Here is a 13399-nt window from a genome sequence, read left to right as displayed (position 1 = left end):
ATCGTGCAATCACTCGACGATCAAGACAGGTTCGAGAGCCACAGCCCGGGATAAATTGTAGAAATTGGGCGAGGTCGCCATCACCGCCTCATGAACCTCAGCGAATTGCTCTTCTGTACCACGGCCTTTGATCCGGACGGTATAGCTGAGGGTCTCGTAGCCGGGCGGCACGGCAGGATCGATCCCGAGGAAGCCACGAAGATCGATGTCGCCATCGGTCTCGATCGACAAGCTTTCGAGGGTGATTCCACGCACCGCGCACTGCGCCACGTATCCGACGGTCATGCAGGCGTTGAGCGCCGCGATCAGATGCTCCTGCGGATTGGCGAAATTGTTCGATCCGCCGAGTTCGCGGGGCTCGTCGATGTCGATCGAGAACCGGCGTGACACCTGCTCTCCGCCGACCTCATAACTCTCAACTTCTGCGCGGCTCCGCGTCTGGCCCTGCCAGGTCGTGATGACATGCCAGTTCGTCTTGCCTTTGGCCGGTTCGCGCTTGACGTCGTCGATCAGCGCAAAGAGATCGTCGAGATTGATGCCGTTGACGATGGTGGGGTCGGCGGGCTTCGTTGGTGCACTCACATGGGACTCCTTTGCTTGGGATTAGGTTAGACTTCGCATTTGGACTTTTGCAGCGTCGCGAGCGCCTGTGGATGCGCTGACCTGCTGCTCGACCCGCCGTCCCGGTCAGTCTGCTACCGCGTGCAGCGCTACCGATCGATATGCAGGGAAGTCCGTGTACCCCACCTCGCCGCGTCGGGTGTAATAAGTCGATCGGTCCGCTACGGCCAACTGCCAGCCGTGTTTGAGGCGCTCGACCAGGTCCGGGTTTGCGATATACGGCCTGCCGAAGGCGATCAGGTCGACTAATCCGGTGTCGAGCGAAGCCTGGGCGCGCTCGCGGTCATTGAAGCCACCGCACCAGATGAAGGCGCCACGAAATGCCGCCCTAGCCTTGGCAAGCAGAGCGTGGTCGAGGTACCGAGGCTTGAACTCCGCCATCTCCATGTTTGCGTCGGGCATCAGCTCGTAGAGCAGATGGATGTATGCCACGCCGCGGCGCCCCAGTTGCTCGGCAAGGTACAGAAACGTTTCCTCGACAAGAGGGTCAGTCGGCATGGAGCCGTACTTACCGAACGGAGACAGGCGAACGCCAACGCGCCCCGGACCGAATTCAGCCACCACCGCATCGACGACTTCCAACAGGAGGCGCGTACGATCTTCCATTCTGCGGCCGCCGTAGCGGTCGGTGCGCGTATTGAGCACCGAGCTCATGAACTGCTCGAACAGATAGCCGTTGGCCGCATGCAGTTCGACACCATCGAATCCGACCTTCCGCGCATTGGCGGCGGCTTTGGCGAAGGTGCCCACCATGGCCAACACCTCCTCCGTGCTGAGAGGCCTCGGTGTTTCCGTAGGCATATAACCCAATCGGCCGTCCGACCGGTGAGCAAACACCGAAGAGCCGTCGGCCCGCTGCTCGGTTGCGCCCACCGGAGCCTGGCCATTCGGCAGAATCGAGGAATGCGCCATCCTGCCGACGTGCCACAACTGCAGGAAGATCGTGCCGCAATGACGGTGAACCTCATCGGTCACCAGACGCCAGCCCTGCATTTGAGCTTCCGAGTGGATGCCGGGTGTCCTCGCGTAACCATGGCCAGACTGATCCACATCGGCGGCCTCGGTAATGATCAGGCCGGCACCGGCCCGCTGGCCGTAATAGGTCGCCATCAGCGCATTCGGGAGGTCACCGTCGGTCGGGAGGTCGCCCTCGGACGTTCGCGTGCGGGTCATGGGCGGCATGACGATGCGGTTCCTCAGCGGAACAGTGCCGCCGAGCAGTTGAGATTCGAACAAGTCGGTCATAGATCATCCTTCGAGCAGGTTTCTGCCGAAGGTTATTCTTCGGTGGTCATTTCCATCTACACACCCTTTGGTCAGTGGCGGATGAAGATCATCAAGAGACTACCGGGCTTGCCGGTGGAGCGCGCGCTAGGCGTCTTTTCGGGACGCTGGAAGGCGGTGATCCTCGATGTGCTGCTGGATGGTCCGCAACGCACCTGCGAGCTCGAGATGCGCATTGTCGGCATCTCGCAGAAGGTGTTGTTAGAGCAACTGCGGGCGCTCGAAGTACATGGAATGGTGAGCCGGCAGTCTAGCGCCGGGCATCGCCAAGGGATCGAATACCTGCTCACCCCACTCGGCGAAAGCCTGCGGCCGGTGCTGGATTCCCTTCGCTCATGGGGCGCCCATCATGCCAAGGAGCTCGATGAGGTCGATCGGCTTGTGCCATGCGATGCTGTCGTTCGAGATCGTACGGCCTGACGCTTGATGAGTATCGCTGTCCGAGAGTTCAGGCGCATTCCTTAATACGTGAGACGAAGCCCCGCGCGGCAGCGCTTGACTGAAATAAAGAGCCCGCCAACTAAGGCGGCCTCTTCATTATTGCTGGTTCTTCGGAATCCTGTTTTGGCCGCTGTTGCGGGCCGTGCGTTGCACCGCGAGGCGAGCGACGCCGATTAGCTTGACGTGCCGGTCACGTCGATAACCAGGTTGGGCCGATGCCAATCAGTTGGTCCGCCATTCGCTCGGCGCTACGCCCGCCCAGCCCTGAAACGCATGCGTGAAGCCGCCCGGATCGGCATGGCCCAGTGCAACCCGGTTGCTCGTGCGAGCTATGCTCCTACCAGAACAGGGCGAGGTCCGTTCTGGGTCAAAAAGCGAAGAACTCAACGTAGGCACATCTCGTCCGGGGCGCCCCACCAAGCTGACCATAGCGAGACGTGTCGCGACTTCGCTGATGGGCCAACATCAGAAGCCAACGGCACCCGGCCTCATTATGCCTGAGGACGCAGAAATCTACATCTTGTCGATGATCGACGAAACACCGTGTTCGGACGCGCGATCATTAGCAGCGGCGGCGACAATCGCAGGAATTACGTCGTCGGCACGATCAACGATAATGGGTTGAAGCAGGTGGTCTCTATGAAGGAAACCTGCGCTGCGTATGTGGTCCAGCATTGCCATCATAGGCGCCCAAAAGCCTTTGATGTTCACCAAAACTATCGGCTTACGGTGCTGCCCAAGCTGGGCCCAAGTCATGATTTCCACGATTTCTTCGACGGTGCCGATACCACCCGGAAGTGCCACGAAGGCATCAGAACGCTCGAACATTCTCTGCTTGCGCTCGTGCATGGTGTCTGTGATCGTCAAGTCTTCGAACATCTTGAGCGCATCAGTCGTCGTTTCCCAGTTTGTAAGAAATCTCGGAATGATCGCGCCGACCTTACCGCCGTTATTCAGTGTGCCGCGAGCTACCGCGCCCATCACACCATGGGTACCGCCGCCGTAGATCAGCGTTAATCCCGATGTAGCAAGAGCGCGTCCCAATCGTTCGCCTGCCTCAACGTAGGCAACATCGTGACCGGGCGAGGAACCGCAATAAACGCAGACTGCGTTGAACTTGCTCATGATGGGGATAGACCCGATGGACGGGCCTTGCGTCAAGCTCGTTCTTGCTCGCCAGAGTCCGCTTTGGGTCCAAGAGCTGACGATGGCCGACCAAGGGATGGCGGTCTCCTATCGCGCGATAAGCGGGCATGTAGCTTAGCCTTCAGTCCCATCTCCTCTATCGCTCAGACGTATAAAAGGAGTCCGTCTCGAGCGTCGTGATAGCAAATAACTTCGCGCGATCTCCTGGCAGAATTCCCGAGGCGGATGCTCGCCTAGTATGAAGCCCATAGCGACGACGTATCTCCGCTTTGGGTTTATGGTGCGCTCGGAGGGCGTTCGCGTTTGCTGTGATTTCAACGGGCTACAGCGGAGGACAACGAGTTTAGGTGCATTTCGCGCCCCAAAAGTGCCCTTTGGCACAGTTGCTGTAGAACAGCCCTGCCCTATGCGAGGTCAGGTTGGCTCACCGCTCATAACGGTCTGGTTGCAGGTTCGAGTCCTGCCGGACCCACTAAGAATATCAGTGACTTACTTCGTCTTCGTTGCTCGCATCGCCACGACCGCACGGCTGATCGTTGCACGGTGATGCCTATGCCCGAGTTGCAGAACGCATGTCAGGTGCAACACGGCTGCAAATCTCACGAGCTCGAGCTCGTCAAATATCATTGACACGCGAAAGCGGCACGTCGCGCGATCACGGCACATCTAGATTTTAGAGTTCCGTCGCGGACTACGGGCTTGGTCATATACCGGGCGAATGGTCGTTTCCTCCCTTACTTAGCCGAGACCTCCTAGAGGTCTCGGCCTTTTTCGGTCGCGATCGCCGCTCTGCTCGATTGCAGGCCTAAGCTCTTCTGGCTCCGCAGCCTTGGCAAGAGGTTGATCGTGGCGCTCTCGCTGCTCGCGTATCGTTCGAATAGCCGCCGCCCATGCTGATGCCCGAAAGGGTACGCTCCGCTTCTGCATTGTCCGATCCGAACGCGCGCGTCTGGAACTTCGACAATCGGCCGCGCAGGCTGTCTCCGGCCGTTGCGGAGATCAAAGCTCGCAGTTCGGTTGCAGATTGAGCTTTCGAAGCAGCGGACTTAGCCCGTCCTGGCTGCAGCTCTGTTTTGGCCTCTCGATCGCTCTGGATTGAGCGTCTTTTGACTCGGCAGTGCTGCGCTTGCGGATTTGGTAGCCGGAAGCGGCGTTATCGTGCCAATGACGCGGAATGAAGGCTGGCTCTTTCGGCTTGGCCTTCGCTTGAGGAGCAGGCGTCGCTACGACGACCTCGGGTGTCGGTTTCGGATCTATCGTGGCCGCGGCGGAAACGGCAAGCGCCACATCTTCCTTTTGGGCCGCGAGCAGTCGGTCACCCTTGGTACCGGATACAACCGGGTAGCTCACAATCTCGGGCGCGACTGTAGCGGAGGCGACTGGAGCAGCGCTTCGACCAAGCGCCGCAACAGCACCCAGCGCCACCAGGCCAGCCACTCCCAAGGCAAACAATCTGATCACTTTCGACGGGTCCCCACCCTTCAGCCCTGGCAAGGTCGGGCCGGAATCAGCCGAGATTATGGCTCTGGGGCTGGCGCGGTTAACAGAAAGGGACTTGGCCCCGATTTCGTTCCGCGATGACTGCCCGGCGCAGCTAGACAGTTGCCCGGGGGGCTCGCATCACGGAAAGATCCACATGCCTCCCGCCACCGCCGAGGTGGTTGATCCGAGCCAGTGCCAAGAACAGCACAGGGGCCTTCGTAAGCACTGCCGTTGCGACTGAGACATATCCGAGCCGGTGAAGAAGTCTAATTGTCGCTGTCGCCGCCGACCGATTTTCGTCGGAGCGGTTGCGCGTGTGCGGATCAGCTAGGATGCTACCGCTCTCACGCGTACGTAGGAGCCAGGAGCGTCCTCGATTACCGGCAAGTTGCCGCCGCCCGGTTCGCGCGCGGGAACGCGCTGATGATCCAGGCGGCTCACCCACTCGTCCCAAACGGGCCACCAGGAGTCCCGATGACTGGTTGCATCTGCGAACCACTGATCGGGGGTAGGCGGCAAGTTATCGTTCGTCCAATGGCCATACTTGCTGCCCGGTGCGCTTATGACTCCCGCCATGTGTCCGGAGGCGGACAGAACGAATTTGACGGGACCGGAATACAGACGCGTCGCCGCATAGGTCGACGTCCATGGGGCGATATGGTCCTCGCGCGTGGACAGGATGAACGACGGGATCTTGATCCGCGACAGGTCGATCGGGGTGCCAGCGAGCGTGATGCCGCCGGGCTTGGATAGACGATTTTCCAGATACATTGCCCGGAGGTAGAATGAATGCATGGCAGCGGGCATCCGTGTGGAGTCTGAGTTCCAAAACAGTAGGTCGAACGGGAGCAGCTCCTTGCCGAGCAAGTAGTTGTTCACGACGAAGGACCAGATCAGGTCGTTGGCCCGCAACATATTGAATGATGTCGCCATATCCTGAGCGTCGAGATATCCGCGCTCGCGCATGCGCCTTTCGAGCGTTGCGAGCTGCTCCTGATCTATGAAGACGGCCATATCACCGACTTCCGCGAAATCCACCAGCGTCACGAAGTAGGTTGCGCTTGCGATCCTGTCGTCTTCGTTCGCGGCCAGGTAGGCGGCCGTTGAGGCGAGCAGAGTGCCCCCAAGACAGTATCCGATGGCATTGACCTGCTCTTCGCCGGTCGCCCTTTTTATTGCATCCAGGGCTGCGACTGGACCCTCGAGCATGTAGTCTTCGAAGCCCTTCTCAGCGAGCTTCTCGTCTGGATTGACCCAGGAGATGACGAAGACGGTATGGCCTTGGTCGACCGCCCACTTGATAAGCGAATTCTTCGGCTGAAGATCGAGGACGTAGAACTTGTTGATCCACGGCGGGATAATGAGGAGAGGCCGCTTGCGTACGTCGCTTGTCGAAGGAGCGTACTGGATAAGCTGCATCAGGTTGTTCTGGAAAACGATCTTCCCGGGAGTCGTTGCGATATTCTCGCCGAGCCGGAAAGCCTTCATGTCGGTCATCGTGATGGAGAGGCGACCCTCGCCACGACCGAGATCGGAAAGCAGGTTGTCCAGCCCGCGGAGCAGGTTTTGTCCTCCGGTCTCCAGCGTGGCTTTGAGCACCTCCGGATTGGTGGCGACGAAGTTCGAAGGAGAAATAGCGTCGACGAACTGACGCGTGTAGAAGTCGACCTTTCGAGCAGTGGCGTCGTCCATGCCCTTGACGTCTCGGACGGTCGAAAGGATTGCCTTGGCGGCGACCAGATAGCTTTCCTTCACGTAGTTAAAGACTGCGTTCTCGGTCCAGTCGGGATGCTTGAAACGTTTGTCCTTGGGTTTGTCGGACTCGCAAGGCCGCGTCAGCCACATGCTTTCTGCCGCCGATTTCCAAACCGCCATGCTTTCGTTGAAGAGGTCGATCTGGGCCTTCGCCACCGGCGTCGGGTCCGACATCATTCTTGTCATGAGATCGACGAAATCAAACCCGAGCGTCGAGGTGTCTCCCATGCCGACCTTCGTGGCGTCGGCTTGGGATGTGGCGAACCGCTGCATCAACAACTGGCTCTGCTTCGCGACCGAGTGCAGTTGGCCGGCGAGAACAAGAGGATCCCACGTAGGTTGCGTCGATCGATCTCCCATGTCTTCCTCCCTCCGTTTTTCGAAAGAGTAGCACCGCTGGGATCGAAGGCCAGCGAAGAGGCGGTCGATCCCGCGGGTGGCTGGATTAACGTGAGGTCGTAAGCCAAGTTTCCTTGTGCTGCGATCAACGTTGAGCATCACATGTAGATGCCTGGATTCGTCCGGCGATCCGCACAAATTCGAGTATATTGTGCTCTGCAAAAGGTCACCCGGGCGTCTAGGCGCGAGGGCCGCCAAAATATCCGATCGCCGCTGGGGCGGTTGTGATTGCGGCTCCAATGTAAGAGGTTGTCCAACGTCTATGAGGCGCCTTTGCCTCGTCGGCACTGAGGCCGCCCCAAATGGACCGTGCCGATAATTGGTCTCGATCGCACCTGGCCCATGCGAAGGCGTATGGCGATCGGAGGGATACGCTGCCGCTTCGCCGACACCGGAGAGGATCGGTTGAGCAGATCGCCGAACGCTGGGTCGCCAGGGTGACACACAGCGGAGTCCAGGGAACAACTAAAGCGATGATGCTTGCGTGTGGAATAGGTTACCAATAACGGACATCGTCTACGAAGCCCCAAACAACAGCGGTGCAACCAGAGCAGCATATTGGTCCAACCATGGGTTGGTGTTTAGACCGATCTTCATCAGCTATCTGATCCCCGCTGCAACGACTTACCACCCTCCGGATCCTGCATTGCGGTGATGACAGAACAGCTAAATCCCGAAGATTGGGCCTGGCAAATTTCGGCCGAAGTCTACCGTCTCAATTTGTATAGCCGCCTGACGGGAAAAGCAGATCAAGATCGATCATCGGTCACCGATGAAGAGTTGGCTGAAGCGATCCGGGACAGTTTCACTCAAATGAACGAAATCGCCTATCGCGAAATGGTCAAGTTGGCGACCGAGGCAGCACTAGAAACCTACGATCGGGTCGTATCGTCCATCGTCAAGCGGTCGCGCGTTCGGCTGCGCAACTGAAGTCGCTTTGCGCACTCGGAAGGTCGCTCTCTTGGCTTGGCGCACATACCGTTGCGCCGCTTGCGGCCGGTGTCACAGCTCGGATGAGCGTGGACTCTCACTAGGGAAGCGACCCCGGCAGGGGCTGGCAAGCGCCGGGGCCGCTCCATCCCTCGTGAAGCACGCCCCGCCGAGCGCAAGCCAAGCATACTGGAGAAATCGATAAGGGAGGACTTTGTCGGCGCGGCAGCCTGTCGCACCAGATAGTTGACCTAAATTAACCCGCAAGCCTCGACCGACCTCTAGGTCAAGGTTCCTGAGGTTTTAGTTGTCCAGCGGTAACAGCTAATCTCGTTCGGTAAGCGACGCACCGATTCTATTTGCGGCGCAAAAACCTCGGGCGTAGCTTTGTCGACGCCGGGGCTGGACCATATTTCACGTATTTTTTTGACCCGGCGGGGCCGCAGCGTCGCAAGCCGCTGCGGCCTTTTGCTGACGGGCTGCAACGGGCGAGCACCGTTCGAGTTGCAAGACGATGGTTCCGCTATGGCCTTGGTCGGCTGCGCGAGACCCATCCGGCTCCTTATCCCAATCGTTCTGCTCGCTCGATCAGTCGGCGCCGTTGCGATATGTTGGCACTTCAATCCAGAGCCCGTCGATCTGGGCGCGGTCTTCGCCGCGCTTCCGCGCGGCATCGAAGCCCTCGACAATTGCAGACGCACGCGCCAGCTCGTCCGCGCTTGGAGTAAAGACCGCGTTCAGCGCAACCGCGTGCGCGGGACGCACTAGGGATTTGCTGCGGTAGCCGAGACGACGTGAGAACGCAGCCTCGCGGACCGCACCTTCAACGTCGCTGAACGTATAAGGGGCATCGATCGGTTCAATGCCGGCCGCGCGAGCTTCCAGGATGAACCGCCGGCGTGCGTAGTCCAGTTCGACCGCGTCAATGCCTCGTTCGGCGCACAGATCATTGGAGAGGTCTTCCGCTCCTAGCAAGGCGCACCGAATTCGGGGGCTGCTCGCGGCGATCGAACACACCTCGACCACGCCGCGGGCCGTTTCGCAGACCGGCAGGATATCGGTGCTGTTCGTTGCTATTCTAAGCTCTCGTTCCCAATGGGTGATCGCCGCATCCAGGGCATGCATCTGCGCCGCCCTGTCGCTGAACGGCATTCCCGGCGCCCTGATCCACGGTCGTTTCGACATCAGCGGACCATTGTCCACGGCCTGGCAACTGCACAAGCGATGGACGACCACTAGGCTGCATATTCTTGACGACGCCGGTCACGGCGGTGGCAATGAGTTCATGCCTTCGATCTGACAAATATTCACGAACCTGACCTAGTGCGAGAAGCGTCGCGCACCTCCGTCAACGTGGATTACCTGGCCCGTGATGTAACGGGCAAGTGGCGAAGCAAGAAAGGCGACAAGCACTGCGAGATCTTCCGGCTCGCCGATATAGCCAGCAGGACAATTCTCCGCGACCCATTTGCGCTGAGATTCCTCGGTCGGCAATAATTTCTGATCGATCTGCTCGGAGTGTAGCCGGCCGGGCGGGATCGAATTGACCGTGATCCCATCCTTGCCGACAACACGGGAAAGCGACTTTGCCCAGATATGGGTGGCTCCATTGGGCGGAATGCCACCATTCAACGCCAACGGCTCATCGCCTCCGGTCAGATTAATGATCCGACCGAATTTCTGAGCCTGCATCATGGGCACGAAGGCATGGGCGAGTTCCCGACCGGCATGGAAATTAAGCGCCATAGCCTCATCCCATTGCTGACGCGTGCCTAGGCCGTCGAATGGCCGCGAACCGCCAGCATTGTTGACGAGGATGTCGAGGCGGCCGAAAGCGGCAAGCACCTCATCTCTGATACGCGCGGCTGCGTCGTGCTGTGTGACATCTGCGACGATCATCAACGGCCGCTCGCGTCCAGAAGCCGCAATCTCGTCCGCCACATTTCTTAGGCGGTCTTCTCGCCGGGCCACGATTGCGAGACGACATCCCTCTTCAGCGAGCATCTGCGCGATCGCGCGGCCGAGGCCGACGCTGGCACCGGTGACAAGCGCGACCTTGCCGGCGAGCTTAAGATCCATGGTTTTCCCTTTTTTGCCGTGACTTGATACTCGCAAGCGAGCTCAAAGTCCGAGATAGGCCTTTCTGACCCGATCATCGTTTTGGAGAGCGGCGGCAGGGCCTTCGATCGCGATCCTGGCGTGCTCCAGCACGTAAGCGTACTGCGCCTGCTTGAGGGCCAGGGCGACATTCTGCTCGACGAGTAGAATGCCGATGCCTTGTGCCACAATCTGGCCGATGACGGCCATAACCTGCTTGACCACAATGGGAGCCAGGCCGAGCGAGGGCTCGTCGAGCAGCAGGTAGCGAGGCCTCGACATCAGGCCGCGCGCGATTGCGCACATCTGCTGCTCACCGCCAGACAGCGACCCAGCCTGCTGGCCAAGCCGCTCCTTTAACCGGGGAAAAATGGAAAGGACCCGGTCAAGCGCGTCCTTCTCGTGACCCCTCGCCCGCGGTGCGTAGCTTCCGAGTTCAAGATTCTCGCGCACGCTCATGAAGGCGAAGAGTTGGCGACCCTGCGGAACATGCGCGATGCCCGCCTCGACGCGCTCATGGGCCGGCATACGCGTAATATCGATGCCTTCGAGCCGGACCGTACCGCTGGAGACATTCGCTTGCAGGCCGGAGATCGCGTTCAGCGTGGTGGTCTTCCCCGCACCATTGGCGCCGAGCAATGCAGCAACGCTGTTGGTTGATACCGAACATGTGACGCCGCGTAATACGGTAACGTCGCCATAGCCGGCACTGAGATCGGTTACATCGAGCGCCATCAGTCGTCGCTTCCGAGATAAGCTGCCACTACAGCGGGGTCTCGCACCACTACCTCCGGCTTGCCCTCGGCGATTTTGCGCCCGTAGTCGAGCACTACGACCTTGTCGGCGAGCGACATCACGGCATGCAGATTGTGCTCGATCATGATGACGGCGAGGCCGTCCTGATGCGCCAAGCTGCGGATCAAATGAATGCTCTCGTTGATTTCCGAAGCATTGAGCCCGGCGAGTATCTCATCAAGCAGTAACATCCTTGGTTCGATCGAGAGAGCGCGCGCGAGTTCTAGCCGCTTGCGGGACTCCAAGGTCAGACTGCCCGCCTGCTGGTCGAGCAACGAACGCATGCCGACGCGGCCGATGATCTCCGCGGCCTTTTCGCGTGCCGTCGCCAGCGGATAGTTCAGCAGCGCGCCGACGGTGACATTCTCATGCACCGTCAGGCTGACGAGGGGCTTGACGATCTGGAACGTACGGCCAATGCCCGCGCGAGCGCAGACACTTGCAGAAGCACCGGTAATGTCCTGGCCGGCGAAACTGACGTTGCCGGAATCGGGCCCAAGTTGACCGCTCAGGATATTGAACAGCGATGTCTTGCCAGCGCCATTTGGACCGATGAGCCCAACGATCTCGCGGTCGGTCACATTCAGCGACACCTCGTTCACGGCGACGAGTCCGCCAAAGCGGCGTACAAGCCCGCTCGCGCGCAACAGTTCCTTACCAAGAGATCGGCTGGCCGTGTCCATCATGTGGGGCGCCATGCCTTGAGTGTGCCGACGATACCCCTGGGCGCCAACAGCACAGTCCCGAGAAGCACGGCGCCATAGATCAATAGCCGGGGGCCGCCGCCAAAGAACTGGCTCAACACCCCATCGAGCGGAGTCATCACCAGCGAACCCACGATCGGGCCAAGCGGTGTGCCAAGCCCACCAATGATGCTCAAAAGCGCGATCTGCACTGAAATGTTGATCGAGAACACGCTCGGCGGATCGAGGAACAGGATGTACTGGGCATAGAAGAAACCGCCGACGGCTGTGAGTGCAGCACTGATCATGGTGACGATCAGCTTTACCTTGACCGTCTTGATGCCCATGCTGGCCGCCGTTGCCTCGTCGTCGCGAACGGCGATTAAATAGAGACCGAGCCTGCCGCGATGCATCCAGCGGGTGATCCCGTAGACCGTCATCATCAGCGCGAAGGCCGCGATGAGATAGGCCCACCGTGAGCTGAAGATGAATGTAGAGATACCCGGTTGGAACGGGATCGCGATGCCGCTTGGGCCGCGGGTGAGATCGCTCCAATTATTTGCGACGATTTCCATTGCGATGGGAAAGACCAGCGTCGCCAGCGAGAAGAAGGCTCCGCGCAGCCGAAAGCAAGGCCAGCTGATCACCACGGCAAGCCCGGTCGTAATAAAAATGCCGGCGATCAGGCCAAGCCAAGGCGAAACACCGTATTTGGTGAAAGCGATCGCAGTGATGTAGGCGCCGATGCCGAAAAACGCGGATTGGCCGAGCGACACCAGTCCGCCATAACCCGCCATCAAATTCCAGGCTCCGGACAGGGCCGCCCAGAGGCAGGTCATCACAGCGATGTTGAGGTAGTAGTCATTGAAGAACGCGCTCATTTGGTGCCGACCTCTTCCATGCCAGCGCGGCCGAATAGTCCCTGAGGACGGATCAACAGAATCAGGATGAACAGCACAAGCGCCATGACGTCCTTGAGTTCGACCGAGACGTAGAAGCCTGTCAGCGTCTGGGTGACGCCAATGATCAGCCCTCCAACCATGGCGCCGGCGACGCTGCCAAGCCCTCCGAGAACGACTACGACAAAGGCAGTGATGATCAGATCGACCCCTGCGGTTGGAAACGTGTAGAACATCGGCGTCAGGATGCAGCCTGCCACCGCCGCACAGGCAACGCCGGCGCCGAACGCCAGCCGGTTCAGCCGCTGCGTGTTCACCCCCATCAGCGAAGCGGCATACCGGTTTTGCACCATGGCGCGCAGTGCCTTGCCGTCGCGCGACAATTGCAGAAACGCGATCAACGCTCCCGCCATCAAAAACGCGACGATGAAGGCGTAAAGTGAGCTCACGGAGATGGCGACATTCCCGACGATAAGGGATTGCGAGGAATAGGCCGTCTGAACCGAACGGTAGTCAGGGCCCCAGAAGGTAAGGGCAACGTTCTGAAGTACCACCGACAGGCCAAAGGTCGCGAATATTTGCATCGCATGTGGCGCGTGCAGGATCGGCTTGATCACCACGCGTTCGGCAAGCAAGCCAAGCCCGAACAGGACCGGTGTGACGATAAGGATAGATACATAGGGGTCGATTCCCCACAGCGTGTTGAGCCAGAAGGCGCCGAACATGGCGAGCATGATGAACTCGCCCTGCGCGAAATTGACGATCCGCAGGACACCAAAGATCAATGTCAGGCCGATCGACAGCAATCCGTAGACACCGCCGATGAGCAGGCCCGAGACCAGCAATTGAGGAAGGATGTCCAGCATC

At 59.5% G+C, this 13399-nt stretch carries 13 protein-coding genes; 2 read left to right on the top strand and 11 right to left on the bottom strand.

Annotated features, from left to right (window positions below):
• Positions 1 to 9: 9 nt before the first annotated feature.
• Entirely contained in the window at positions 10 to 582 is a 573-nt protein-coding gene (locus tag AB7290_RS07525) for an OsmC family protein (protein ID WP_085400573.1), read from the bottom strand.
• A gap of 105 nt (positions 583 to 687) precedes the next feature.
• Positions 688 to 1866 carry an alkene reductase gene (locus tag AB7290_RS07520; protein ID WP_085400571.1) on the bottom strand — a complete coding sequence of 393 codons (1179 nt, stop codon included), beginning with the start codon at positions 1864 to 1866 and terminating at the stop codon, positions 688 to 690.
• Positions 1867 to 1908: 42 nt separating this feature from the next.
• Between AB7290_RS07520 and AB7290_RS07515 the strand changes: the two genes are divergently transcribed.
• Positions 1909 to 2325 (top strand): winged helix-turn-helix transcriptional regulator, encoded by a 417-nt coding sequence (locus tag AB7290_RS07515; protein ID WP_341850537.1) that lies wholly within the window; start codon positions 1909 to 1911, stop codon positions 2323 to 2325.
• A 534-nt stretch (positions 2326 to 2859) separates the two neighbouring features.
• Here AB7290_RS07515 and AB7290_RS07510 read toward each other — a convergent pair.
• The 3 genes from AB7290_RS07510 to AB7290_RS07500 form a co-directional block, all read right to left on the bottom strand.
• Positions 2860 to 3471, bottom strand: coding sequence for a TIGR00730 family Rossman fold protein (locus tag AB7290_RS07510; protein WP_085400567.1), 612 nt, complete (start codon positions 3469 to 3471; stop codon positions 2860 to 2862).
• Positions 3472 to 4491: 1020 nt separating this feature from the next.
• Positions 4492 to 4953, bottom strand: a complete 462-nt coding sequence (locus AB7290_RS07505; RefSeq protein ID WP_144030691.1) for a hypothetical protein — start codon at positions 4951 to 4953, stop codon at positions 4492 to 4494.
• Positions 4954 to 5301: 348 nt separating this feature from the next.
• The gene (locus tag AB7290_RS07500) at positions 5302 to 7089 is read right to left on the bottom strand and encodes a PHA/PHB synthase family protein (protein ID WP_201266160.1); all 1788 of its coding nucleotides are present in this window, start codon (positions 7087 to 7089) and stop codon (positions 5302 to 5304) included.
• 693 nt (positions 7090 to 7782) lie between these two features.
• On the opposite strand from AB7290_RS07500, the gene AB7290_RS07495 reads away from it, so the two are divergent.
• Positions 7783 to 8058, top strand: a complete 276-nt coding sequence (locus AB7290_RS07495; RefSeq protein WP_245344050.1) for a hypothetical protein — start codon at positions 7783 to 7785, stop codon at positions 8056 to 8058.
• Between the two features lie 588 nt (positions 8059 to 8646).
• On the opposite strand, the gene AB7290_RS07490 is transcribed toward AB7290_RS07495, so the two are convergent.
• The 6 genes from AB7290_RS07490 to AB7290_RS07465 all read right to left on the bottom strand — a co-directional run bounded on the left by AB7290_RS07490 (position 8647) and on the right by AB7290_RS07465 (position 13398).
• The gene (locus tag AB7290_RS07490; RefSeq protein WP_201266159.1) at positions 8647 to 9210 is read right to left on the bottom strand and encodes an HpcH/HpaI aldolase/citrate lyase family protein; all 564 of its coding nucleotides are present in this window, start codon (positions 9208 to 9210) and stop codon (positions 8647 to 8649) included.
• A 168-nt stretch (positions 9211 to 9378) separates the two neighbouring features.
• Positions 9379 to 10137, bottom strand: a complete 759-nt coding sequence (locus AB7290_RS07485; protein WP_071909857.1) for an SDR family NAD(P)-dependent oxidoreductase — start codon at positions 10135 to 10137, stop codon at positions 9379 to 9381.
• A gap of 42 nt (positions 10138 to 10179) precedes the next feature.
• Positions 10180 to 10890, bottom strand: coding sequence for an ABC transporter ATP-binding protein (locus tag AB7290_RS07480; protein ID WP_085400557.1), 711 nt, complete (start codon positions 10888 to 10890; stop codon positions 10180 to 10182).
• Entirely contained in the window at positions 10890 to 11636 is a 747-nt protein-coding gene (locus AB7290_RS07475) for an ABC transporter ATP-binding protein (RefSeq protein WP_085400597.1), read from the bottom strand. Before AB7290_RS07475 ends, AB7290_RS07480 begins: the two co-directional genes overlap by 1 nt.
• Positions 11633 to 12514: a branched-chain amino acid ABC transporter permease gene (locus AB7290_RS07470; RefSeq protein WP_354080128.1), complete on the bottom strand. Its 882-nt coding sequence runs from the start codon at positions 12512 to 12514 to the stop codon at positions 11633 to 11635. Before AB7290_RS07470 ends, AB7290_RS07475 begins: the two co-directional genes overlap by 4 nt.
• The gene (locus AB7290_RS07465; RefSeq protein WP_081369138.1) at positions 12511 to 13398 is read right to left on the bottom strand and encodes a branched-chain amino acid ABC transporter permease; all 888 of its coding nucleotides are present in this window, start codon (positions 13396 to 13398) and stop codon (positions 12511 to 12513) included. Before AB7290_RS07465 ends, AB7290_RS07470 begins: the two co-directional genes overlap by 4 nt.
• Between the last annotated feature and the right edge of the window lies 1 nt (position 13399).

Origin of the sequence: Bradyrhizobium sp. 613_E4_N2_2 (assembly GCF_052075995.1) — a bacterium.
In the GTDB taxonomy this organism is placed as follows: domain Bacteria; phylum Pseudomonadota; class Alphaproteobacteria; order Rhizobiales; family Xanthobacteraceae; genus Bradyrhizobium; species Bradyrhizobium barranii.
Note: the sequence above shows the minus strand (reverse complement) of the source record. Positions and strands in the feature narration are given on the sequence as shown.

Excerpts from the sequence above, each read along its gene's own strand:
- AB7290_RS07510 (WP_085400567.1), bottom strand. The coding sequence starts at position 3,471 with ATGAGCAAGTTCAACGCAGTCTGCGTTTATTGCGGTTCCTCGCCCGGT.
- AB7290_RS07465 (WP_081369138.1), bottom strand. The coding sequence starts at position 13,398 with ATGCTGGACATCCTTCCTCAATTGCTGGTCTCGGGCCTGCTCATCGGC.
- AB7290_RS07475 (WP_085400597.1), bottom strand. The coding sequence starts at position 11,636 with ATGATGGACACGGCCAGCCGATCTCTTGGTAAGGAACTGTTGCGCGCG.
- AB7290_RS07490 (WP_201266159.1), bottom strand. The coding sequence starts at position 9,210 with ATGCCGTTCAGCGACAGGGCGGCGCAGATGCATGCCCTGGATGCGGCG.
- AB7290_RS07470 (WP_354080128.1), bottom strand. The coding sequence starts at position 12,514 with ATGAGCGCGTTCTTCAATGACTACTACCTCAACATCGCTGTGATGACC.
- AB7290_RS07500 (WP_201266160.1), bottom strand. The coding sequence starts at position 7,089 with ATGGGAGATCGATCGACGCAACCTACGTGGGATCCTCTTGTTCTCGCC.
- AB7290_RS07495 (WP_245344050.1), top strand. The coding sequence starts at position 7,783 with ATGACAGAACAGCTAAATCCCGAAGATTGGGCCTGGCAAATTTCGGCC.
- AB7290_RS07485 (WP_071909857.1), bottom strand. The coding sequence starts at position 10,137 with ATGGATCTTAAGCTCGCCGGCAAGGTCGCGCTTGTCACCGGTGCCAGC.
- AB7290_RS07520 (WP_085400571.1), bottom strand. The coding sequence starts at position 1,866 with ATGACCGACTTGTTCGAATCTCAACTGCTCGGCGGCACTGTTCCGCTG.
- AB7290_RS07480 (WP_085400557.1), bottom strand. The coding sequence starts at position 10,890 with ATGGCGCTCGATGTAACCGATCTCAGTGCCGGCTATGGCGACGTTACC.